The sequence below is a fragment of the Gordonia sp. JH63 genome (assembly GCF_009856645.1).
Taxonomy (GTDB): domain Bacteria; phylum Actinomycetota; class Actinomycetes; order Mycobacteriales; family Mycobacteriaceae; genus Gordonia; species Gordonia hongkongensis.
In genome coordinates, this window is record NZ_CP047235.1 from 1,706,664 (window position 1) to 1,728,352 (window position 21,689).

Here is a 21,689-nt window from a genome sequence, read left to right on the forward strand (position 1 = left end):
CCACAACACAGAGCTGTCCGTCCTTGAGGAGGAACGAGATGAAGATCGTGGTCGTGGGTGCCAGCGGTGCGCTGGGAAGTCGGGTCGCCGACCTGCTCGTCGAGCGGGGCCACGAGGTGGTGCGCGCCAGCCGGGCGACCGGCGTCGACGCCTACACCGGAACGGGTCTGGCGGCGGCGTTCGACGGTGCCGACGCCGTCGTCGACTGCCTCAGTCTCCAGACGCTGAAGGCGAAGGAGGCGATCGAATTCTTCGAGACCACGGCGACCAAGATCGGCCGCGCCGCGACGACGGCAGGCGTCGCGCACGTCGTCGTGGTGTCGATCGTCAACGCCGGCGATCCGGCGGTCAACGCCAAATTCGGTTACTACCAGGGCAAAGCGGCACAGGAGGCCGCCTACGGCGAGGTCGTCGACCCCGCGGCACTCACCATCCTGGCGTCGGTGCAGTGGTTCGAGCTCGCCGAGCAGATGATGTCGTCGATGGGGTTCGGTCCGATCGCCGCGGTGCCCAGGATGCGGTGCGCCCCGGCCGCGGTCGCCGACGTGGCCGTGGCGGTCGCCGACGTGGTGACCGCGGGTCCGACCGGGAAGCGGACGATCGAGGTGAGCGGACCGGTGGAGATGGACCTGGTCGATGTGGCGAAAGCGGTTGCTGCGCAGACCGGCTCACCACGATGGATATTCGGCGTCCGGTTCGGGGGGCCGGCGATCCGCGGGGGCGGACTCGTGCCCGCCGATCCCGACGTCGTCACGTCGACGACGCTCGACGGGTGGCTGGCCGGTCGCGAGAGTGCGAATGCCGGGGAACGGCGATGAGCGCCGCCGCCCGGCCCGCGACGAGAATGTGGATACCGCAGGACAATCCGTCCGTGTACAAGGCCCTCGTGGCGCTGCAGCGGGCATCGTCGGCCGGCGTTGACCCAGAACTCGCCGAACTGATCGTCATCCGGGCCTCGCAACTCAACGGGTGCGCCTACTGCCTGCACATGCACACCTCCGATGCCCTCGCCAAGGACATCGACCCGCACAAACTGATGCTGATCGCCGCGTGGCGGGAGGCCGGATCGGCGTTCACCCCGGCCGAACGGGCGGCGCTGGCTCTCACCGAGAGCGTCACGCTGATCGGCGAGAACGGTGTCCCCGACGACGTGTTCGATTCCGCACGAGCCCATTTCGACGCCGCCGCGATGGGTCAGCTGGTCGCGTCGATCGTGATGATCAACGCGTGGAACCGCATCGCGCTGGCCGGCGGGTACCCGGCCGGACTCGACGAACGCCGGGCCGCGTCGTCGGTCAGAGCTTCCGCAGGCGCACCCGGTTGATGGAGTGGTCGTAGTCCTTGCGCAGCACCAGTGACGCCCGCGGCCGGGTGGGCAGGATGTTCTCGATCAGATTCGGACGGTTGATCGAGGTCCACAGATCCCGGGCCGCGGCGGTCGCCTGATCGTCGGTCAGCGACGCGTACGCGTGGAAGTGCGAGTCCGGGTTGGCGAACGAGGTGGTCCGCATCTGCAGGAAGCGCGAGATGTACCAGGATTCGATGTCGTCGATCTTGGCGTCGACGTAGATGGAGAAGTCGAACAGGTCCGAGACCATCAGCGTCGCTCCGGTCTGGAGCACGTTGAGGCCCTCGAGGATCAGGATGTCGGGCTGGCGCACATAGTGATAGACGTCGGGCACGATGTCGTAGGCGAGGTGCGAGTAGACCGGCGCGGCGACCTCGCGCGCACCCGACTTCACCTCGGTGACGAAGCGCAGAAGGGCCCGGCGATCGTAGGACTCGGGAAATCCCTTGCGGTGCAGAATGCCCCGACGCTGCATCTCCGCGGTGCGCAGCAGAAAACCGTCGGTGGTGATCAGGTCCACCTTCGGGTGGGACTCCCAGCGGGCGAGCAGGGCGGCGAGCACGCGGGCCGTCGTCGACTTCCCGACCGCCACACTGCCCGCGATCCCGATGACGAAGGGCACCTGCCGATTGGTCTGCCGCTCACCGAGGAAGGTCGAGGTCGCGGCGAACAACCGTTGCCGCGCAGCGACTTGCAGGTGGATCAGACGAGAGAGCGGCAGATACACGTCGGCGACCTCGTCGAGGTCGATCTGCTCACCGAGGCCGACGAGCTCGGCCAGTTCGTCCTCGTTGAGGACCAGGGGCATCGACTCGCGGAGTTCGCGCCACTGCCTCCGGTCGAGTTCCAGGTACAGACTGGGATCCCGATCGGTGGCGTTGCGGGCCATCAGGGCAGCTCCGCCGATGTCGGTTCCGCCGCTCCCTGAGTGATCATGCGTACAGCTTAGGGCGACGTGTGACAGCGTCGATCGGTAGCCTGCCGGTATGCCGTCCCCGACCGTCGCCGACGCCGACCACGCCTCGGACCCGCTGGTGGCCGAGTACCTCCGTCTCGGCCTCGCCTTCGATCGCCTCGAACGGGGCTTCGTCGACGCCTACACCGGTGATCCCGCGCTGAAGGCGGAGGTCGAGAACGCGCCCGCACCCGATCCCGCCCGGCTCGCCGACCGCGCGCGCGGGCTGCTCGCCGACCTGCCCGGCGCGCTCGACGCGGCGCGCGCCGAGTTCATCGGCGCCCACCTGCGCGCGCTGGAGTGCTCGGCGCGCAAGTTCGCCGGCGACGACGTCGGATTCATCGACGAGGTCCGCGCCTACTTCGACGTCGACATCGCGATGGCCGATCCGGACCGGTATCGGCAGGCGCACGCCGACCTGGCGGAGGCCCTCGGCGTCCCGGGCGCCACCGGCGACGAGCTCCGGGACATCTACGCCGCGCACCGGCGTGCCGACGAGATCCCACCCGAGCGGGTCGACGAGTGCGTCCGCGCGTTCAGCAGCGCGCTCCGCGAACGAGTACGGTCCGCATATCCGTTGCCGGACAACGAGATCGTCGAGTTCGAGGTCGTCACCGACAAGCCGTGGTCGGGATTCAACTACTACCTCGGCAACTATCGCTCACGCGTCGCCATCAACGCCGATCTCACGCAGTACATGTCCTCCCTGCCGGCCCTCATCGCGCACGAGGCATACCCCGGTCACCACACCGAGCACTGCCGTAAAGAGCAGTTGCTCGTCGGCGCGGGGCACGACGAGCAGTCGATCTTCCTGGTCAACACCCCACAGTGCCTGATGGCCGAGGGCCTCGCCGACCACGCGCTGGCCGCGATCGTCGGTCCCGAGTGGGGAACGTGGGCACAGGAGATCTACGCCGACCTCGGACTCCGCTTCGACGCCGGGCGGGCGATGGGCGTCGGACGCGCCACCGCCGGGCTCCTCGGCGTTCGTCAGGACGCCGCGCTGCTGCTGCACGACCGCCACGCCGACGCCGACACCGTCGCCGAACATCTCCGGCGCTGGCTTCTCGCACCCGAGGAACGGGCCCGACAGATGCTGCGATTCCTCACCTCGCCGCTCTGGCGCGCGTACATCAGCACCTACGTCGAGGGATACCGATTGCTCGAGGCGTGGCTCGAGCAGGCCGACGACCGCGCGGCCGCCTTCGGACGCCTGCTCGACGAACCACTCATCCCGGCGAGTCTGCGGCGCGAACTGCTGTAGACACTCGGCCCGCTCGCTTCGCTCCCGGCGCCTGGTACCTAGAATCGGGGTATGACCGCGAACCCGTCATCCCTGAACTCGATGTCCCTGGCCGAGCTCGACCCCGACGTCGCCGCCGCCATGAACGGTGAACTCAGCCGGCAGCGGGACACCCTCGAGATGATCGCCTCGGAGAACTTCGTGCCGCGTGCGGTGCTGCAGGCCCAGGGCAGCGTGCTGACCAACAAGTACGCCGAGGGATATCCGGGACGTCGCTACTACGGCGGGTGCGAGTACGTCGACGTCGTCGAGGACATCGCCCGCAACCGGGCGAAGGAGCTGTTCGGCGCCGACTTCGCCAACGTGCAACCGCATTCGGGCGCCCAGGCCAACGCCGCGGTGCTGCAGGCCCTGATGGCGCCGGGGGAGACCATGCTCGGTCTCGACCTCGCGCACGGCGGTCACCTCACCCACGGCATGCGCCTGAACTTCTCCGGCAAGCTCTACGAGAACGCCTTCTACGGCGTGAGCAAAGAGGACTTCCGCATCGACATGGACGAGGTGCGCAAGATCGCCCTCGACGTCAAACCGGAGGTCATCGTCGCCGGGTGGTCGGCCTACCCGCGCACGCTCGACTTCGAGGCGTTCCGCTCCGTCGCCGACGAGGTCGGCGCACACCTCTGGGTCGACATGGCCCACTTCGCCGGTCTCGTCGCCGCCGGCCTGCATCCGTCGCCGGTCCCGCATGCCGACGTCGTGTCCTCGACCGTGCACAAGACCCTCGGCGGCCCGCGTTCGGGGATCATCCTGGCCAAGCAGGAGTGGGCCAAGAAGCTGAACTCGGCGGTGTTCCCCGGTCAGCAGGGCGGGCCGCTCATGCACGCGATCGCCGGTAAGGCGGTGGCCCTGAAGATCGCCGCCACCGACGAATTCGCCGAGCGCCAGCGGCGCACCCTGTCCGGGGCGCGGCTCCTCGCCGAACGCCTCAACGGCTCGGATGTGGCCGGGGCCGGCGTCTCGGTCCTGACCGGCGGTACCGACGTCCACCTCGTGCTCGTCGATCTGCGGAACAGCGCCCTCGACGGCCAGCAGGCCGAGGATCTGCTGCATCAGGTCGGCATCACCGTCAACCGCAATGCGGTGCCGTTCGATCCGCGACCGCCGATGGTCACCTCGGGTCTACGTATCGGCACCCCGGCACTGGCCACCCGCGGCTTCGGCGACGAACAGTTCACCGAGGTCGCCGACATCATCGCCACCGCGCTCGCGGCCGGCGATGCCGCCGACGTCTCGGCCCTGCGCGGGCGCGTGTCCAAGCTCGCCCTCGACTTCCCGCTCTACGACGGTCTCGAGGAGTGGGGCCTGATGAGCCGGATCTGACCTGGATTGCCTGTCCCGGCGGCGCGTCCGTATCCTTTCAGCGATGAACGCCCTCACTGAAGACGACCTGATCATCGCGCTCGAGAAGGCTCTTCCCGAGATCGCCGAAGACCACCAGTCGGCCGCGGCTCCATGGAATCCGCACGACTGGGTGCCGTGGGACGACGGACGCAACTTCGGGTTCCTCGGCGGAGCGGATTTCGATCCGTCGGAGGCCTTCCTGTCAGATGAGGCACGTGCGGGACTGCTCGCCCTCCTGCTGACCAAGGACAACCTGCCGTCGTACCACCGGGTGCTGGCCAAGCACTTCCCGGCCTTCTCCGACTGGCGGCAGCTCGTGGGCGTGTGGACCGCCGAGGACAACCGCCACGCGATCGTCCTGCGCGACTACCTCGTCGTCCGGCGCGCGATCGATCCGGTGGACGCCGAGGAGCGCCGTCGCATCCACGTCACGCAGGGGTATCGGCAGACGCCGGAGCAGGTCGAGCCGCTCGGACCGCTCGACGTGCTCGCGCTGATGGCGGTCCACGAGAACCAGTGCGTCCACTTCATCAAGCGCCTGTCGGCGGTCGCCGGCGACGAGGCACTCGTGGAGATCCTGACGAAGATCTCCAACGACGACGCGGGCCAGGCCACCACCTTCGGCGCGTTCCTCAACGCCGGCATTGTCGCCGACCAGGACGCCACCGTCCTCGCCATCGACCGGGCGCTGGCCCTCGACGAGCCGATCGGCCACGACATCGCCGACTTCGACGCCGAGCGCGCACTCATCGCCGACTACGAGAACGCCGAGGTGAAGGCGGCCATCGCGGCGGCCCTGGCCGACGCGGTCAAGCTCGACACCGTCTCCGGTCTCGGTGAGGAGGCGGAGGCCGCGCGCACCCGCATCCTCGCGCGCACCGGCCGCTGACGACTCGCGCCCCAGTACGAACACGGCGCCACCGGGACGACGAAAGTCCTGGTGGCGCCGTGTTGCGTCTCCGGTGGAAACGATACGGCGGTTTACCCACAATTCACGCCGACACACCGGATTCCGGCGCGCCGCCAACGATTTTCGCGCGTACGTTGGCGAGTGACGGACCGCGGGGAAGCGGTTCGTTCGGGAGGTTCAATTCGTGGTTTGTGCGAGCAACGCGAGGGGGCCGGCCCCGGTCCTCGTCCACCTCGGCTGACGCCGGGACAACGGACAACTGGACCGGCCGGTCGACCAACACTGGTTTGTGCGGGAGCCGCACGAACGTAGGAGCCCCACGTGACCACACGCACCTACGTCCTCGATACCTCCGTGCTGCTGTCCGATCCCTGGGCGGTCATGCGTTTCGCCGAACACCACGTCGTGCTGCCACTGGTGGTCATCAGCGAACTCGAGGGCAAACGTCACCACCACGAACTCGGCTGGTTCGCGCGTGAGGCGCTGCGCATGCTCGACGACATGCGACTCGAACACGGCCGGCTCGACCTGCCGCTCGAGATCGGCGACGAGGGCGGCACCCTCCAGGTGGAGCTCAACCACACCGACCCCGCCGTACTGCCCGCCGGCTTCCGCACCGATTCGAACGACTCCCGGATCCTCGCCTGTGCACTGAACCTGCGCGCCGAGGGCAAGGACGTGACCCTGGTCTCGAAGGACACACCGCTGCGGGTGAAGGCCGGCGCGGTGGGCCTGGCCGCCGACGAGTACCACGCCCAGGATGTCGTGGTCTCGGGGTGGTCGGGCATGACCGAACTCGATGTCGTCACCGCCACGGTCGACACGTTGTTCGCCGAGGGCGTCGTCGACCTCGACGAGGCACGCGAACTGCCGTGTCACACCGGTGTTCGACTGCTCAGCGCCACGTCGAGTGCCCTGGGCCGGGTGAACGCGGACAAGCGGGTGCAACTGGTCCGCGGCGACCGCGAGGCCTTCGGACTGCACGGACGGTCGGCCGAGCAGCGGGTCGCCCTCGACCTGCTCCTCGACGAGAGCGTGGGAATCGTCTCGCTCGGCGGCAAGGCCGGTACCGGAAAATCGGCGCTCGCGCTTTGTGCGGGACTGGAAGCGGTCCTGGAACGGCGTACCCAGCGGAAGGTCGTCGTGTTCCGGCCGCTGTACGCAGTCGGCGGACAACAGCTCGGCTATTTGCCCGGTAGTGAGTCCGACAAGATGGGTCCGTGGGCGCAGGCGGTCTTCGACACGCTGGAGGGGCTCGCGTCGCCGGAGGTCATCGACGAGGTCTTGAGCCGCGGCATGCTGGAGGTGCTGCCCCTGACGCACATCCGCGGGCGGTCGCTGCACGATTCGTTCGTCATCGTCGACGAGGCGCAGTCGCTGGAGCGCAACGTGTTGCTCACCGTTCTGTCCCGCCTGGGATCGGGATCTCGCGTGGTGCTGACCCACGATGTCGCGCAACGTGACAATCTCCGCGTGGGCCGCCACGACGGCGTCGCCGCGGTCATCGAGAAGCTGAAGGGACACCCGCTCTTCGCGCACATCACGCTCACCCGCAGCGAGCGGTCGCCGATCGCCGCACTCGTGACCGAGATGCTCGAGGAGTTCGCGCCGTAGGGTCGGCGCCGACCTCTGGGTTCCAATTGCTCGGTGGCCGTAAGGATTTCGCCGCCGGAAACTCGAAGGCCGCGTCGACACCGGAAGGGAGTCGACGCGGCCCTCGTGTGTCAGATCAGGCGGTCGGCGGTTCGATCGGGGTGAAGTCGCGGAGCGAATTCAAGAGGTCGACGATGGCGGTGAGCAGTTCGACGTTCTCCAAGGATGTCATTGTTCTCCCTTAATCGAATGGCTATCCGTTTCGACGGCCGCCTTTATTCGACGCCGTCGTTCGCAACAGTAATGATCTGATAACAAACGCGCAAACAAAGTCCAAGAGAATTCGACCCATTTCTCAGATTGATTCGTCGAATGCGTTTTTGTACTGCATCTCGAATCATGGCAATTCTGTGTTTTCGTATCGAGAAATCGACCTCGACCGCGTGAATCCGGCTTCTGTCCATACGCCGACCGGCTCGTCGCCGACACCTGATCCGAACCGCACCGTGACCAGGGCGTGACTCATGGTCTCTTGCGCACTGTCAGACTGGCATGGTGCAGAAGTTACTGATGAGGCGAATGAGACTGTTGGGACTGTTGGTGATCGCGGTGCTCGCCGCGATTGTCGGCGGCGCCGGGCAGTCGGTCGCCGCCCCAGAGACAACTACACCCGAGACATCCACGCCGGGGACGTCCACACCTAGTCCGGGAACGACGCCCGGGTCGGGCATGCCGCTGCTCGACGGCATTCTCGACCAGCTCGCCGGTGGGACCGGGTCGGACGACGGCACCGGCGGTGCCGGTGCACCCGGGGCGGGTGGGCCGACGAGCCAGATGATCGTGGTGACCGCGCCGAAGGCGTCCGACACCACCGCCACCCTGACGGCCTTCGACCGGGGCGCCGACGGCAGTTGGAAACCCGTCATCGGCCCGACGAAGGCCTACCTCGGTTCGCTGGGCATGGGCGAGCCGAAGGACAACGTCCACCGGACCCCGCAGGGCACCTTCCCGCTCGACCAGGCCTTCGGCCGTGCGGAGAATCCCGGGACCAAGATGCCGTATCGCAAGGTCGACCAGCAGGACTGGTGGGACTCGAACATGAAGTCGCCGACCTACAACACGCACGTGCGTCAGCCGCAGAGCCCCGGTGGGGACAGTGAGAACCTCTACAACTCCGGTCCGGTCTACGACTACGCGGTCAACATCGCGCACAACCCGCAACGCACCCCGGGTCGGGCGTCGGCGATGTTCCTCCACGTGACGAACGGTGAACCGACGATGGGCTGCGTCGCGATCGAACGCGAGCTGATGAAACAGATCCTCGTGTGGCTCGATCCGGCCAAGAGCCCGAAGATCACCATCGGTGTCAACCAGGGTGCACCCGCGGGCGACGCGCCCGGAGCAACCCCTCAAACCGCTCCGGACACGACGCCGGGGACGACGCCTCCCACCACCTCGGGTGTTCCGGGTGCCGACGTCCTGACCGGTCTGCTCTCGCAGCTCGTCGGCGTGGTTCCGGCCCTCTTCGGGCTCGGCGGTCAGGCGGGCTGATCGGTGCGGGCCGGGCCGGGCGCGAACGTCGGACAAACTCATCCGGGCACATCGGCAGCCGGGGCACCACGTGGCCTCGGTGCTGATGTGCCACCCGTTGACCCGGGCGAGATCGTCCAGATCGGACTGGCGGAGCGGCGTACGGATCGCGAACGCGCGTCCGCAACTACCGCAGTGCCGGTCGGAGGGGGAAGTTCCGGTTTCCACGAATGCGGAAACAACTGTTATCTCGATGGACCTTCTCTGTCACTTGTTGGGGCGTCGGGCCGCACTCGTCCGAGAGCCCTCCCTGTCGGACGAGCGACCATTTCAGTGTCAGCTTATGTGACGTAGATCTCAAGAGTCGAATGACACATCGTTCGATCGACCCTCCGCGTGGCGCTTCAGCGTCGTCGGTCGCGGTTCGCGGTCTTCGCCGCGTACACCGCCGCTTGGGTCCGACGCTCCATGCCGAGCCTGCCGAGCAGTCGCGAGACGTAGTTCTTGACGGTCTTCTCGGCGAGATGCATCCGCGCGGCGATCTGCCGGTTGGTCAGGCCCTCGCCGAGAAGGGCCAGTAGCGTCCGATCCTGCTCGCTGAGTCCGTCGTCCGCCGGTTCCGCGGCGTCCTGCCGGGCGCGTAGCCGATCCATCAACGCCGCCGCGGCGCGGTTGTCGAGCAGAGACCGGCCGGCGCCCACCTCGGCGATCGCACGCGCCAGTTCCATCCCGGTGATGTCCTTGATGACGTATCCGCTGGCCCCGGCCAGGATGGCGTCCATCATCGCCTCGTCGTCGGTCAGTGAGGTCAGCATGAGGCAACGCAGGCCGTCCACCCTGCTGAGGAGCTCACGGCACAATTCGATGCCGTTGCCGTCCGGAAGCCGGACGTCGAGCACGGCGACATCCGGAGACACCGCGGGAATGCGCGCGAGCGCCTGCGCGACGCTGGCGGCCTCGCCGACGACCTCCACGTCGGAAACGGAGTCGAGCAACTCGACGAGTCCCCGTCGGACGATTTCGTGGTCGTCCACCAGGAAAACCCTGATCATGCCGTCTCCCTCCGGATCGGACACCTGAATCGGATTGTAGGACGGGCCGGACGAATTCGACGAATGTGTGCAGGCCTAATTAAAGGTCATCGCACGATCCAAAACCGGTGCGAAACCGCGTTCGAGCCCGAAGCGCAGCACCCGGAAATGAACCTGACTATGATCCGGTACATGGTTTCCGAATTCTCGGAACTGGATCCGAGATCGCTCGAATTGCAGAAAGCGCTGTCGCAGATGCGTTTGCGCGAACTGCTCGACGAGGTCTCCGACCGGATCAGCCAGATCGCCGACGTACGCGATCAGACCGACGGACTCCTGCAGGCGATGCTGGTCGTCAGTTCCGGACTCGATCTGGAAACCACCCTCGAATCGATCGTGGCGTCGGCGATCCGTCTCGTCGACGCCGAGTACGGGGCGCTGGGCGTGCTCGGGAGCGGGCATCATCTGTCCGCGTTCCTCTCCCAGGGCATCGACGCCGAGACCCGGGTACTCATCGGCGACCTGCCCACCGGCGGTGGCGTCCTCGGTCAGCTCATCGACCAGCCCGAGCTCCTGCGGTTGTCCGATTTGTCCGAGCACCCCGAATCGGTGGGTTTCCCCGCCAACCACCCGCCGATGACGAGTTTCCTGGGCACGCCGATCCGGGTCCGCGACGAGGTCTTCGGCAATCTCTATCTGACCGAGAAGAGGAATGGCGGCGTCTTCACCGAGGACGACGAGGTGGTCATCCAGGCGCTGGCGTCGGCTGCCGGGATCGCGATCGACAACGCCCGGCTCTACGCGCAGGCGCAGAACCAGCTGGCCTGGATCGAGGCCAACCGCGACGTGATGACCGAGTTGCTGACCGGCGCCGATCATCAAGACGTCCTCGAGCAGATCGCGCGGAAGGTGCTGACCCTGGCCGATGCCGACCTGGTCTTCATCGCCGAGCCCCACGACACCGAAGAGCCTGTGGAGCTGATCGACGAACTGGTGATCACGGTCGCCGAGGGAGAGGACGGACACGTCTTCCGCGGCCAGAGCATCCCCATCACCGGGTCGACCTCGGGGACGGCATTCGTCCAGCGCCGGCCCGTGCTCCGGAATCACCTGGAGTACGACGTCGGCGATTCGACGCGCTACGGGCCGGTCATGGCCGCGCCGCTGCGGACCGTCGATTCCACACGAGGCGTGTTGATCGCCATGCGGGCCGACGGGCGGGAGCCGTTCGCCCGGGATCTCCTCAGGCTGTGCGCCGACTTCGCCGACCAGGCCGCACTCGCGATGCAGCTGGCCACCGCGACGTTGCAGGCCCATCACATGCGCGTGCTCGAAGACCGTGAGCGCATCGCGCGCGACCTCCACGATCACGTGATCCAGCGGATCTTCGCCGAGGGGCTCAGCCTGCAGGCGACGCTGCAGCGCACCCACTCACCCGATATCCGCTCGCGGCTCACCCGCTCGATCAACAACCTCCAGGACATCGTCCAGGAGGTGCGCTCGACCATCTTCGACCTGCAGACCGAGGACATGACGGTCACGCGGTTGCGGCAGCGCGTGCAGGAGGTCATCGACCAGCAGATCGACGATCTGCCGATCCAGATGCACGTGCGGACCTCGGGTCCGCTGTCCGTGGTCGATCGCCCCTTGGCCGAGAACGTCGTCGCGGTGATACGCGAGGCGGTCAGCAACGTCGTGAAGCACGCCCGGGCCACGACGGTGACGGTGTCGATCACGGTCGCCGACGAGCTGGTCGTCGAGGTCATCGACAACGGCATCGGGCTGCCGGCGGACGTGACTCCGAGCGGTCTGGCCAACCTCGCGCTCCGGGCCGAGAAGGCCGGTGGGACGTTCACGACGACCCCGCCGCCGGGCGGCGGTCTCGCGCTGCGGTGGTCGGCGCAGCTCTAGTGGTGTGCCTCGGAAATAGGTGGCCGGTATCCGGTGGAGCGATCGGTGGCCTGGCAAGGCGGAGGAGGGAGGGATAGCGGAGCTATCTCGACCGACGACAACGCAGCCAGGCGCCGATCGAGCGCCGGAGGCCAGTCGCTTATTTCCGAGACACACCACTAGGGGGTGTCCGCTTCGGCCGGTAGTCGCCATGCCGACATGTGCTCGGTCAGCCAGGCGACCGATTGGAGTCCGGTGAGCACGCCGAAGAGCACGAGCAGCCACACGGACAATCCGATGACCGCGCAGACGGCGAATGCGGCGAGGAAAGCGACGAGAACGGCCGAGAGAGTGATGACGGTCCCCCTGGGAGAGCTTGCTCCGAACGGTGTGCGGAGAAAATGACCCTCACACCATCCACCGACGGCACGCCCGCCGGGAGGGGCCGAAGGTCACCGATCCGAGGGGCCAAGGAAACGTCGGGTCGTCGCCGCTGCCGCTGCTGATGCGCGGCGGGTCGTGCCGACTCAGGCGGGCCGACCCCGTTTGAGCTCGAAGCCGGTCACATGACGGGCATCGCCGTCCCGCGGCGCGGTCGCCATCTCGATCTGCGCCCGCGCCTGGTCGAGGACCGGGGTGTCCGGATCGAGGACGGAGAGGTAGCGGTCGTGGGCGGCCAGTGCGCGAACGGCCGTGTCGAGTTGTTCCTCGACCTCGACGCCGTGGGTCGCCGCCGGACCGTTCTCGAACAACCACGACGGCGGGGCTTCCAGGGCGTCGTAGGCCTCGACGACCGCCGCGGCGAACTCCATGTGGTCGCGCTGGTTGGGCATGCCCGGCGCCCACTCGGGCCCACCGAAGAGCGAGACGATCACCTGCGGCCGCACCCGTTCGACGGTCTCGGTGATCTTGTCCCGCAACTCCGGCACGTTGCGGATGTCACTGTCGGGGAACCCCCAGAACTCCACCTCGTCCACGCCGACGATCGACGCGGACGCGCGCTGCTCCGCTTCCCGCAGGGGGCCGCACTCGGCGGGTGGCAGACCTTCGATGCCCCGCTCGCCGCTGGAGGCCAGCGCGTAGACGACGCGGCGGCCCTCGCCGGTCCAGCGGGCGACGGCCGCCGACATCCCGTACTCGGGGTCGTCGGGGTGGGCGACGAGCACGAGCGCGGTCTGCCAGTCGGTGGGGAAGGGGAGCAGTTGCGCCGTCACGGTTGTCAGCGCTCCCGGTCGAGATTGGCCATCTTCAGCACGTCGAGCCGGGCGTCCAGTTCGTCCTCGGTCAGCTTGTCGCCGACCAGGCCGCGGTCGAGGACGGTCTCGCGGATGGTCTTGCCCTCCTTCAGCGCCTGCTTGGCGACGGCCGCTGCCTCCTCGTAGCCGATGGCGCTGTTGAGGGGGGTGACGATCGACGGCGAACTCTCCGCGAGCGTGCGCAACCGCTCGGTGTTGGCCTGCAGACCGGTAATACAGCGGTCGGCGAACAACCGCGAGACGTTCGCGAGCAGCTTCAGGGACTCGAGGACGTTGCGCGCCATCATCGGGATGTAGACGTTGAGTTCGAAGGCGCCGTTGCCGCCGCCCCAGGTGACTGCGGCGTCGTTGCCGATGACCTGCGCCGCCACCTGCGTGACAGCTTCGGGCAGAACGGGATTGACCTTGCCCGGCATGATGGAACTGCCCGGCTGCAGGTCGGGGAGCAGGATCTCGCCGAGCCCGGTGAGCGGACCCGAGCCCATCCAACGGACGTCGTTGGCGATCTTGGTCAGCGACACCGCGACGGTCTTCAACTGGCCGGAGAGTTCGACGAGCCCGTCACGGGCCGCCTGCGCCTCGAAGTTGTCCTTCGCGAGGGTGAGTGACTCGACGCCGGTGAGCGACACGAGTTCGGCGACCACCTTGGTGCCGAAGCCATCTGGCGCATTGAGGCCGGTGCCGACCGCGGTACCGCCGATGGGCAGTTCGCCGACGCGCGGGAGGGCGGCGGTGATGCGCTCGATGCCGGCCTCGACCTGACGCGCGTAACCGCCGAATTCCTGTCCGAGCGTGACCGGTACCGCGTCCATCAAATGCGTGCGCCCGCTCTTGACGACCTCACGCCATTCGGTTGCCTTGTCGGCCAACGTCTTCTGCAGATGTTCGAGCGCCGGGATCAGGTCGGTGACGGCGGCCTCGGTGGCGGCGACGTGCGTCGCCGTCGGGAAGGTGTCGTTGGACGACTGGGACATGTTGACGTGGTCGTTCGGATGCACCTCGACGCCGTTGGACTTGGCGATCGACGCGATGACCTCGTTGGTGTTCATGTTCGAGCTGGTGCCCGAACCGGTCTGGAACACGTCGATCGGGAACTGGTCGTCGTGGCGTCCGTCCGCGATCTCGGTGGCCGCGGCGACGATCGCGTCGGCCTTCTCCTTGTCGAGCAGACCGAGGTCGGCGTTGACGGTGGCGCAGGCCGCCTTCAGCAGTCCCATCGCCCGGATCTGGGTCCGTTCGAGGGGGCGTCCGCTGATCGGGAAGTTCTCCACGGCACGCTGCGTCTGTGCCCGCCACAGGGCGTCGACGGGTACCCGGACCTCGCCCATGGTGTCGTGCTCGATGCGGTATTGCTCGCCCTGCGCGTCGGTCTGTGTGTCCTCGGTCATCGGCGTGCCTACTCCTTCGATCGAATCCTTATGCCGCTCAGCGGGACGTTGACGGCCCCACTCGGGTCGGTGAAAAAGTCGTTGCCCTTGTCGTCAACGACGATGAAGGCGGGAAAATTCTCGACCTCGATCTTCCACACGGCCTCCATGCCGAGTTCGGGGTACTCGATGATCTCCTGGCTCTTGATGCAGTCGAGCGCGAGACGTGCCGCGGGCCCGCCGATGGAGCCGAGGTAGAAACCGCCGTGCGCGCCGCACGCCTCGGTGACCTGCTTGGATCGATTCCCCTTGGCCAGCATGACCATCGAGCCCCCGGCGGCCTGGAACTGCTCGACATAGCTGTCCATCCGGCCTGCCGTCGTCGGACCGAACGATCCGGAGGCCATGCCTTCGGGGGTCTTCGCCGGCCCGGCGTAGTAGACCGGGTGGTCGCGCAGGTAGTCGGGCATCGGCTCGCCGGCATCGAGGCGTTCCTTGATCTTGGCGTGGGCGATGTCGCGCGCGACGACCAGCGGTCCGGTCAGCGACAGGCGCGTCTTGACCGGATACTGCGAGAGTTGCGCGAGGATCTCCGGCATCGGGCGGTTGAGGTCGACCTCGACCACCTCGCCACCCGAGATGTCCTCGGCCACACCGGCTGCGGGCATGTAGCGGGCCGGATCGGTCTCGAGCTGCTCGAGGAACACGCCGTCGGCGGTGATCTTGCCGAGGGCCTGACGGTCGGCCGAGCAGGAGACCGCGATCGCCACCGGGCACGACGCACCGTGGCGGGGCAGCCGGACCACGCGCACATCGTGACAGAAGTACTTGCCGCCGAACTGCGCCCCGATGCCGAACGACTGGGTCAGCCGGAAGACCTCCTCCTCGAGCTCGAGATCGCGGAAACCGTGCGCCGACATCGAACCCTGCGTGGGCAGGTTGTCGAGGTAGTGCGCCGACGCGTACTTGGCGGTCTTGAGCGCGAATTCGGCTGAGGTGCCGCCGATCACGACGGCCAGGTGGTACGGCGGGCAGGCCGCGGTGCCCAGCGAGCGGATCTTCTCGTCGAGGAACTCCAGGATGCTCGTCGGGTTCAGGATCGCCTTCGTCTCCTGGAACAGGAACGACTTGTTGGCGCTGCCACCGCCCTTGGCCATGAACAGGAACTTGTACTCCGGACCCTTGGGCCCCTGCTCGGTGGCGTAGATCTCGACCTGGGCGGGCAGGTTCGAGCCGGTGTTCTTCTCCTCGTACGTCGTCAGCGGGGCGAGCTGCGAGTACCGCAGGTTGAGCTGCGTGTAGGCGTCGTAGACACCGCGGGAGATGGCCTCGGCGTCGTCGGTGCCGGTCAGGACCCCTTCGCTCTTCTTGCCCATCACGATGGCGGTGCCGGTGTCCTGGCACATCGGCAGCACGCCGCCGGCGGAGATGTTGACGTTCTTCAGCAGGTCAAGGGCGACGAACCGGTCGTTGCCCGAGGCCTCCGGGTCGTCGATGATCTTGCGCAACTGCGCGAGATGAGCCGGGCGGAGATAGTGGCTGATGTCGTGCATGGCCTCCGCGGTGAGCCTCCGGATGGCCTCCGGGTCGACCTTCAGGAAGGTCCGACCGTCGACGGAGAACGTGGACACACCCTCGGTCGTGATCAACCGGTACGGGGTCTCGTCGGCGCCGGTCGGGAGCAGATCGGAGTAGAGAAACTCGGGGGCTGAGGCTGGTTTACTCACGGACCGCATCGTATCGCCCACGACATCGGCCCCACGCCAGAGGTTGACTCGTGAAGTCACCGGTGTTGGTGTGGGGCCGATGTCGTGTCTCAGAGATCGATTCGGGAGTAGCCGCGAAGCTTGGCCGGCTTGTGGACGGCCTCGATGCGGCGGACGGTGCCGGACTTCGAGCGCATCACCAGCGACCGGGTCGTCGCGCCATTGGGCCGGTAGGTGACGCCGCGCAGCATGTCGCCGTTGGTGACCCCGGTGGCGCAGAAGAAGGCGTTCTCGCCGCTGACCAGGATGTCGTTGGTCAGCACCCGGTCCAGGTCGTGGCCGGCATCGATGGCCTTCTGACGCTCTTCGTCGTTGCGCGGCCACAGCTTGCCCTGGATCTCGCCGCCCATGCACTTCATCGCGACGGCGGTGATGATGCCCTCGGGAGTGCCACCGACGCCCATCAGCATGTCGACGGTGGAGTAGTCGTCGGCGGCGGCGACCGCACCGGCGACGTCACCATCGGAGATGAGGCGGATCTTGGCGCCGGCCTGCCGGATCTCACCGATGAGATCGGCATGACGAGGACGGTCGAGGACGATCACGGTCAGATCGGCGACGTCGATGCCCTTCGCCTTCGCGACCGAGTTGATGTTCCACTCGACGGACTCGTTGATGTTGATGGCGCCCTTGGCCTCGGGCCCGACAGCGATCTTGTCCATGTAGAAGACCGCCGACGGGTCGTACATCGTGCCGCGCTCGCTGACCGCGATCACCGAGATCGAGTTGGGGCGGCCCTCCGCCATCAGCGTGGTGCCGTCGATGGGATCCACGGCGACGTCACAGTCGGGGCCTTCGCCGTTGCCCACCTCTTCGCCGTTGTAGAGCATCGGCGCCTCGTCCTTCTCGCCCTCACCGATGACCACGACACCGCGCATCGACACCGACGACAACAGTTCGCGCATCGCGTCGACCGCCGCGCCGTCGCCGCCGTTCTTGTCGCCACGACCGACCCAACGACCGGCCGCGAGTGCAGCCGACTCGGTCACGCGGACCAACTCCATCGCGAGGTTGCGGTCCGGGGCCTGCTGGGTGCTGACGGTCATGGGCAATCGACTCCTCTGTTCGGCGCGGGTCGACTCCAGCGGCGCCGAGTGATGGTGGCGGTGGTCTCGACCACCATCCTTGCATGTCACACCGGGCATTCGGTCAGTGACCCTGCTGGTGGGATACTCGGCGCCATGGCTGACAAACCCCGCATTCTGAACAACGGCAAGGACATGTTCTGGTCGTTGGTCCCGTTGCTCGCGCTGTGTGCGCTGGTGGCGATCGCGTCGGGGAACTGCTCGATCGGGGCCTCCAAGGACGTGGCCGACAGCAAGCTACCGCCGTTCGACGTGGTCAGCGCATTGAACGCCGACGCCGCCCAGCTCCCGTTCCCGATCCGCCGCCCGCCGACGCCGGAGGGCTGGCGGCCCAACTCCGGTTCGTCGGACGCGATCGAGGGGCACCGGGTCAGCACGGTGGGATGGCTCAGCCGCGACGGCGCCTACGTCCAGCTCAGTCAGTCCGATGCGCCCGAGGACGTGTTCGTCCCCTACCTCGGCGGCGGCAGCGGGGGTGATTTCGCCGACATCTCCGGTACCGGTACACGCCAGGCGGGCGGGCGGCAGTGGGTGACCTACGAGACGTCGGAGGGCAAGCGGTTCTGGATCACGGACCTGGGCAAGGTACGCATCGCGGTCCTGTCGCGCGGCAGCGACGCCGACATCGAGACGATCGCGTCGTCGGTCGTCGCCCAGCAGCCGCTGCAATTGGGGTAGCGCACTACTCGTGAGAACCCGGCCCGCGGTTCCTAGCGTCTTCGGCAGGAGGCGCTCATGGATGGGGGATCGGGGTTCGGCTTGCACCTCGTGTGGGCCAGGCTCGTGCTCGTCGCGGTCCTCGTGCTGCTCGTGGTGACCGTTCCGGTGCAACAGGCGGGCGCCATCGATGCGCCGACCGACCCGCGATCCGGGGCCGCGACCGCATCCGGTCTTCCGTACATCGTCGGGCCGCCTCCGGATTCCGCTGTGGGGCGGCCGCTTTCCTCCTCATCGAGGGGTGGGGAGGATCGTCGGCCGGTCCTCGCGCGGGCCGGTGCGCGACCGACCGCCGAGCACACGCGCATCAGTGTTCTCGACCGCGAGGCGCTCACCCGGTTCGACTGATCGGTCTCAGTCGTCCTCGGGGTCATCGGGGTCGGAGCCGGTGCTGATGACCGCCTCGATGCGCTCGCGGGCACCGCGCAGGTGCTCCTCGCAGCGGGTCGCGAGGGCCTCGCCACGCTCCCAGAGCGCCAGCGAGGCGTCGAGGTCGAGTCCGCCGTGCTCGAGGGTGGTGACGATCTCGGCGAGTTCGTCGCGTGCTTCCTCGTAGCCGAGTTCCTCGATCGGAGTGGATGATTCGTCGGTGCTCACGCATTTCCTCCGTGTTCCGGCATGGTCGTGGGTTCGTCGACCCGGGCGGTTGCGGCGCCGTCGGCGACCCGGATGCGCAGGGGTGCACCCGGCGGCAGGTCCGCGAGCGTGCCGACCACTTGGGGCGGGTCGGTGTCGGTGCGCTGTACCACCGCGTAGCCGCGCGCCAGGGTCTGCGCGGGACCGAGTGTCGCCAGGCGCGCACCGAGATGGTCGGTACGTCGTTCCTCGGAGTCGATGTGGCGCAACACATCTCGGCGCAGGGCGCGGACCAGCTCGGCCACCTGCCCGGCTTCGGAGTCCACGAGCACCCCGGGTCGGGCGAGCACCGGCCGCGCCCGCAGCGCGGCGACGACGCCGGACTCGCGGCGCACCCAGTTGCGCAGGGCCTGCGCGCTGCGTCGACGCAGTTCCGCGATGCCCGCGAGTTCGGCCTCGACGTCGGGAACGACCCGCTTCGCCGCATCCGTCGGAGTGGCGGCGCGCAGATCCGCGACGAGATCGAGCAGTGGATTGTCGGGTTCGTGCCCGATCGCGCTGACGACCGGGGTCCGGCACCGCGACACCGCGCGCAGCAACGCCTCGTCGGAGAACGGGAGCAGGTCTTCGACGCTGCCCCCGCCGCGCGCGATGATGATGACGTCGACATCGGGGTGGGCATCGAGGTCGGCCAGGTGGGTCAGGATGCGGGCGACCGCCGTCGGCCCCTGCACGGGGGCCTCCCGGATGTCGAAGCGCACGTTCGACCATCGAGCGGTGGCGACACTCACGACGTCGTGCTGCGCTGCGCTCGCGCGGCCACTGATCAGGCCGACGGCGCGCGGCAGGAACGGCAGCGGCCGTTTGAGCCGTGAATCGAAGAGGCCCTCGGCGGCCATGAGCTGCCGCAGCCGTTCGATACGCAGCAACAGCTCGCCGATGCCCACGGCCCGGATCTCGCTGACCCGCAGCGACACCGTGCCGCGCCCGGTGTAGTAACTCGGCCGGCCAAGGACCACCACGGAGCTGCCGTCCGTCAGCGGGACCTCGGTGCGTGCCAGCAGGTCGGGGCTGCACGTCACCGAGATCGAGATGTCGGCAGCGGGATCGCGCAGGGTGAGGAACGCAGTGCGGGTCCCCGGCCGCCGGCTGATCTGGGTGACCTGTCCCTCGACCCAGATCTGTCCGAGCCGATGGATCCAGTCGGCGATCTTGGTGTTCACCGTCCGGACCGGCCAGGGATGCTCGGCCGAGTTCGGTGACGAGGAACGTCGCGGTGTGTCGCTCGTGTCGGCCCCGGTCACGCTTCGGTGGAGCGCTTGTTCTGCGCGGCGATCCGGTTCTCGAGCATCGTCACGAACGGCGCGCGGTCGCGGTGGGATTTCTCATAGTCGACGAGTGCGATCAGGTCCTCGACGGCGACCGACCGCAGGCGGGCCCGGAGTTGCGCGAGGGTGAGGGTGTCGTAGTCGATGAGCTCGACGATCTCGGGCCCCGAGCCGTCGGCGGAACCCACCGCCTCGGTGCCCGGCACCTCGGCCGCGACGACCTCGTCGGGGGTCGAGCTGTACAGCGCGAACCGCCCGGCATCGGCGCGCGGCGGTGCGGCGAGATCGGCGTCGGCGGCCGCCTCCTCGATCTCCTCGTCGATGGTCGTGGGCGACGGGGTCGTCGCGGCGGCCTTCGGCTTCTCGTCCTGCACAGACGTGTCGGTGACCGCCGCGGGCGCGACCGGGTCGGGACCCGCTGCGTCGTCCTCGTCGAAACGTGCCCACTCGGGCTGTTCGTCGGGCCGGTCGAAGAGCATCTCCAGGGCGGCGTCGCCTTTGATGGCCAGTTCGGCGATGTTCTGTTGCGCTCGCATACCGGCCTGGAGGGTCTGGCTGATGGCGGTCATCGGCAACGTGATGAGCAGCGCCGGGAGTTTGCGTGTCTCCTCGAGGGCGGTGACGATCAGACCTGCGGCTATCCGGGCGGGGTACGGTGCGCGATCCATGCCAACACTCTGCCATCACGGGCAACGCCGCGTAACCCGTACCCTGGGAAGCATGTCTGAGACGAAGCGTGTCCTGCTCGCCGAACCCCGCGGCTACTGCGCTGGTGTCGACCGTGCGGTGGAGACGGTCGAGCGTGCCCTGGACAAGCACGGCGCTCCGGTCTACGTGCGCAAGGAGATCGTGCACAACCGGCACGTCGTGGAGACCCTGGCCGAGCGCGGGGCGATCTTCGTCGGCGAGACCGACGAGGTGCCCGAGGGCGCGTTGGTCGTGTTCTCCGCGCACGGGGTGTCCCCGCTGGTGCACCAGACCGCCGCGGAGCGCAACCTGCGCACCATCGATGCCACGTGTCCGCTGGTCACGAAGGTCCATCAAGAGGCGAAGCGATTCGCGCGCGACGACTACGACATCCTCCTGATCGGCCATGAGGGCCACGAGGAAGTCGAGGGCACCGCCGGCGAGGCCCCACAGCACATCCAGCTCGTCGACGGTCCCGACAGCGTGGACGCGGTCGAGGTCCGTGACGAGTCGAAGCTCGTCTGGTTGTCGCAGACCACCCTGTCCGTCGACGAGACCATGGAGACGGTCCGTCGACTCCGCGAGAAGTTCCCGCTACTCAACGACCCGCCCAGCGACGACATCTGTTACGCCACCCAGAACCGGCAGGTCGCGGTCAAGGCGATGGCTCCCGAATGCGACCTGGTGATCGTCGTCGGATCGCAGAACTCCTCGAACTCGGTGCGCCTCGTCGAGGTGGCCCTGCAGGCCGGCGCGAAGGCCGGCCACCTGGTCGACTACGCCCGCGAGATCGACGACTCGTGGCTCGAGGGTGTGACGACGGTCGGCGTCACCTCCGGCGCGTCGGTGCCCGAGGTGCTGGTCCGCGGGGTTCTCGACTACCTCGCCGAACGCGGCTACGGCACGGTCGAGACGGTCAACACGGCCAACGAGACGCTGACCTTCGCGCTCCCGCGCGAGCTGCGCCCCGCACGTTCATCCAGCTGACCTCCGGCCACGATCCGGC

20 protein-coding genes are annotated in these 21,689 nt (G+C 67.8%); 11 read left to right on the forward strand and 9 right to left on the reverse strand.

Going from position 1 to position 21,689, the window contains the following annotated elements; translation table 11 throughout:
- Positions 1–38: 38 nt before the first annotated feature.
- Positions 39–818 (forward strand): SDR family oxidoreductase, encoded by a 780-nt coding sequence (locus GR168_RS07725; RefSeq protein ID WP_159370440.1) that lies wholly within the window; start codon positions 39–41, stop codon positions 816–818.
- Positions 815–1,324, forward strand: a complete 510-nt coding sequence (locus GR168_RS07730) for a carboxymuconolactone decarboxylase family protein (protein WP_238995047.1) — start codon at positions 815–817, stop codon at positions 1,322–1,324. Before GR168_RS07725 ends, GR168_RS07730 begins: the two co-directional genes overlap by 4 nt.
- Here the strand turns inward: GR168_RS07730 and coaA are convergent.
- Positions 1,296–2,237: a type I pantothenate kinase gene (coaA, locus tag GR168_RS07735; protein WP_058250729.1), complete on the reverse strand. Its 942-nt coding sequence runs from the start codon at positions 2,235–2,237 to the stop codon at positions 1,296–1,298. The two genes, GR168_RS07730 and coaA, sit on opposite strands and share 29 nt — an antisense overlap.
- Positions 2,238–2,334: 97 nt before the next feature.
- On the opposite strand from coaA, the gene GR168_RS07740 reads away from it, so the two are divergent.
- From GR168_RS07740 to GR168_RS07760, 5 genes are all read left to right on the forward strand, one after another.
- The gene (locus GR168_RS07740; protein WP_159370441.1) at positions 2,335–3,567 is read left to right on the forward strand and encodes a DUF885 domain-containing protein; all 1,233 of its coding nucleotides are present in this window, start codon (positions 2,335–2,337) and stop codon (positions 3,565–3,567) included.
- A 51-nt stretch (positions 3,568–3,618) separates the two neighbouring features.
- A complete protein-coding gene (glyA, locus tag GR168_RS07745; protein WP_159370442.1) occupies positions 3,619–4,926 on the forward strand; it encodes a serine hydroxymethyltransferase in 1,308 nt (435 codons plus the stop codon).
- A gap of 43 nt (positions 4,927–4,969) precedes the next feature.
- Positions 4,970–5,836 (forward strand): acyl-ACP desaturase, encoded by an 867-nt coding sequence (locus GR168_RS07750; protein WP_159370443.1) that lies wholly within the window; start codon positions 4,970–4,972, stop codon positions 5,834–5,836.
- A gap of 342 nt (positions 5,837–6,178) precedes the next feature.
- Positions 6,179–7,471, forward strand: coding sequence for a PhoH family protein (locus GR168_RS07755; RefSeq protein WP_159370444.1), 1,293 nt, complete (start codon positions 6,179–6,181; stop codon positions 7,469–7,471).
- A 558-nt stretch (positions 7,472–8,029) separates the two neighbouring features.
- Complete coding sequence (locus tag GR168_RS07760) at positions 8,030–9,001, forward strand: L,D-transpeptidase family protein (RefSeq protein ID WP_159370445.1); 972 nt, start codon at positions 8,030–8,032, stop codon at positions 8,999–9,001.
- A gap of 383 nt (positions 9,002–9,384) precedes the next feature.
- On the opposite strand, the gene GR168_RS07765 is transcribed toward GR168_RS07760, so the two are convergent.
- Positions 9,385–10,032 (reverse strand): response regulator transcription factor, encoded by a 648-nt coding sequence (locus GR168_RS07765; RefSeq protein ID WP_068970176.1) that lies wholly within the window; start codon positions 10,030–10,032, stop codon positions 9,385–9,387.
- Positions 10,033–10,203: 171 nt separating this feature from the next.
- Between GR168_RS07765 and GR168_RS07770 the strand changes: the two genes are divergently transcribed.
- A complete protein-coding gene (locus GR168_RS07770) occupies positions 10,204–11,922 on the forward strand; it encodes a GAF domain-containing protein (RefSeq protein WP_159371868.1) in 1,719 nt (572 codons plus the stop codon).
- 506 nt (positions 11,923–12,428) lie between these two features.
- Here the strand turns inward: GR168_RS07770 and GR168_RS07775 are convergent.
- The 4 genes from GR168_RS07775 to glpX all read right to left on the reverse strand — a co-directional run bounded on the left by GR168_RS07775 (position 12,429) and on the right by glpX (position 17,336).
- Positions 12,429–13,115: a PIG-L family deacetylase gene (locus GR168_RS07775; protein WP_159370446.1), complete on the reverse strand. Its 687-nt coding sequence runs from the start codon at positions 13,113–13,115 to the stop codon at positions 12,429–12,431.
- A gap of 5 nt (positions 13,116–13,120) precedes the next feature.
- Positions 13,121–14,545 carry a class II fumarate hydratase gene (locus GR168_RS07780; RefSeq protein ID WP_159370447.1) on the reverse strand — a complete coding sequence of 475 codons (1,425 nt, stop codon included), beginning with the start codon at positions 14,543–14,545 and terminating at the stop codon, positions 13,121–13,123.
- Between the two features lie 8 nt (positions 14,546–14,553).
- Positions 14,554–16,251, reverse strand: coding sequence for a fumarate hydratase (locus tag GR168_RS07785; protein WP_159370448.1), 1,698 nt, complete (start codon positions 16,249–16,251; stop codon positions 14,554–14,556).
- Positions 16,252–16,340: 89 nt separating this feature from the next.
- Positions 16,341–17,336, reverse strand: a complete 996-nt coding sequence (glpX, locus tag GR168_RS07790; protein WP_159370449.1) for a class II fructose-bisphosphatase — start codon at positions 17,334–17,336, stop codon at positions 16,341–16,343.
- Between the two features lie 135 nt (positions 17,337–17,471).
- Here glpX and GR168_RS07795 point away from each other — a divergent pair, with 135 nt between their 5' ends.
- Together GR168_RS07795 and GR168_RS07800 are read left to right on the forward strand one after the other, a co-directional pair.
- Positions 17,472–18,053: a DUF4245 domain-containing protein gene (locus tag GR168_RS07795; protein ID WP_159370450.1), complete on the forward strand. Its 582-nt coding sequence runs from the start codon at positions 17,472–17,474 to the stop codon at positions 18,051–18,053.
- 57 nt (positions 18,054–18,110) lie between these two features.
- Positions 18,111–18,440, forward strand: coding sequence for a hypothetical protein (locus GR168_RS07800; RefSeq protein ID WP_058250719.1), 330 nt, complete (start codon positions 18,111–18,113; stop codon positions 18,438–18,440).
- Between the two features lie 6 nt (positions 18,441–18,446).
- Here the strand turns inward: GR168_RS07800 and GR168_RS07805 are convergent, their stop codons facing one another.
- Genes GR168_RS07805 through GR168_RS07815 form a run of 3 tightly spaced genes read right to left on the reverse strand, consistent with a single transcriptional unit; the run spans position 18,447 to position 20,664 of the window.
- The gene (locus GR168_RS07805) at positions 18,447–18,689 is read right to left on the reverse strand and encodes an exodeoxyribonuclease VII small subunit (protein WP_068970159.1); all 243 of its coding nucleotides are present in this window, start codon (positions 18,687–18,689) and stop codon (positions 18,447–18,449) included.
- Positions 18,686–19,972, reverse strand: coding sequence for an exodeoxyribonuclease VII large subunit (xseA, locus tag GR168_RS07810; protein ID WP_159370451.1), 1,287 nt, complete (start codon positions 19,970–19,972; stop codon positions 18,686–18,688). The genes GR168_RS07805 and xseA overlap by 4 nt, the downstream gene beginning before the upstream one ends.
- Positions 19,969–20,664, reverse strand: coding sequence for a lipid droplet-associated protein (locus GR168_RS07815; RefSeq protein WP_159370452.1), 696 nt, complete (start codon positions 20,662–20,664; stop codon positions 19,969–19,971). Before GR168_RS07815 ends, xseA begins: the two co-directional genes overlap by 4 nt.
- A 52-nt stretch (positions 20,665–20,716) precedes the next feature.
- Between GR168_RS07815 and GR168_RS07820 the strand changes: the two genes are divergently transcribed.
- Positions 20,717–21,670, forward strand: a complete 954-nt coding sequence (locus GR168_RS07820; RefSeq protein WP_159370453.1) for a 4-hydroxy-3-methylbut-2-enyl diphosphate reductase — start codon at positions 20,717–20,719, stop codon at positions 21,668–21,670.
- Positions 21,671–21,689 lie beyond the last annotated feature (19 nt).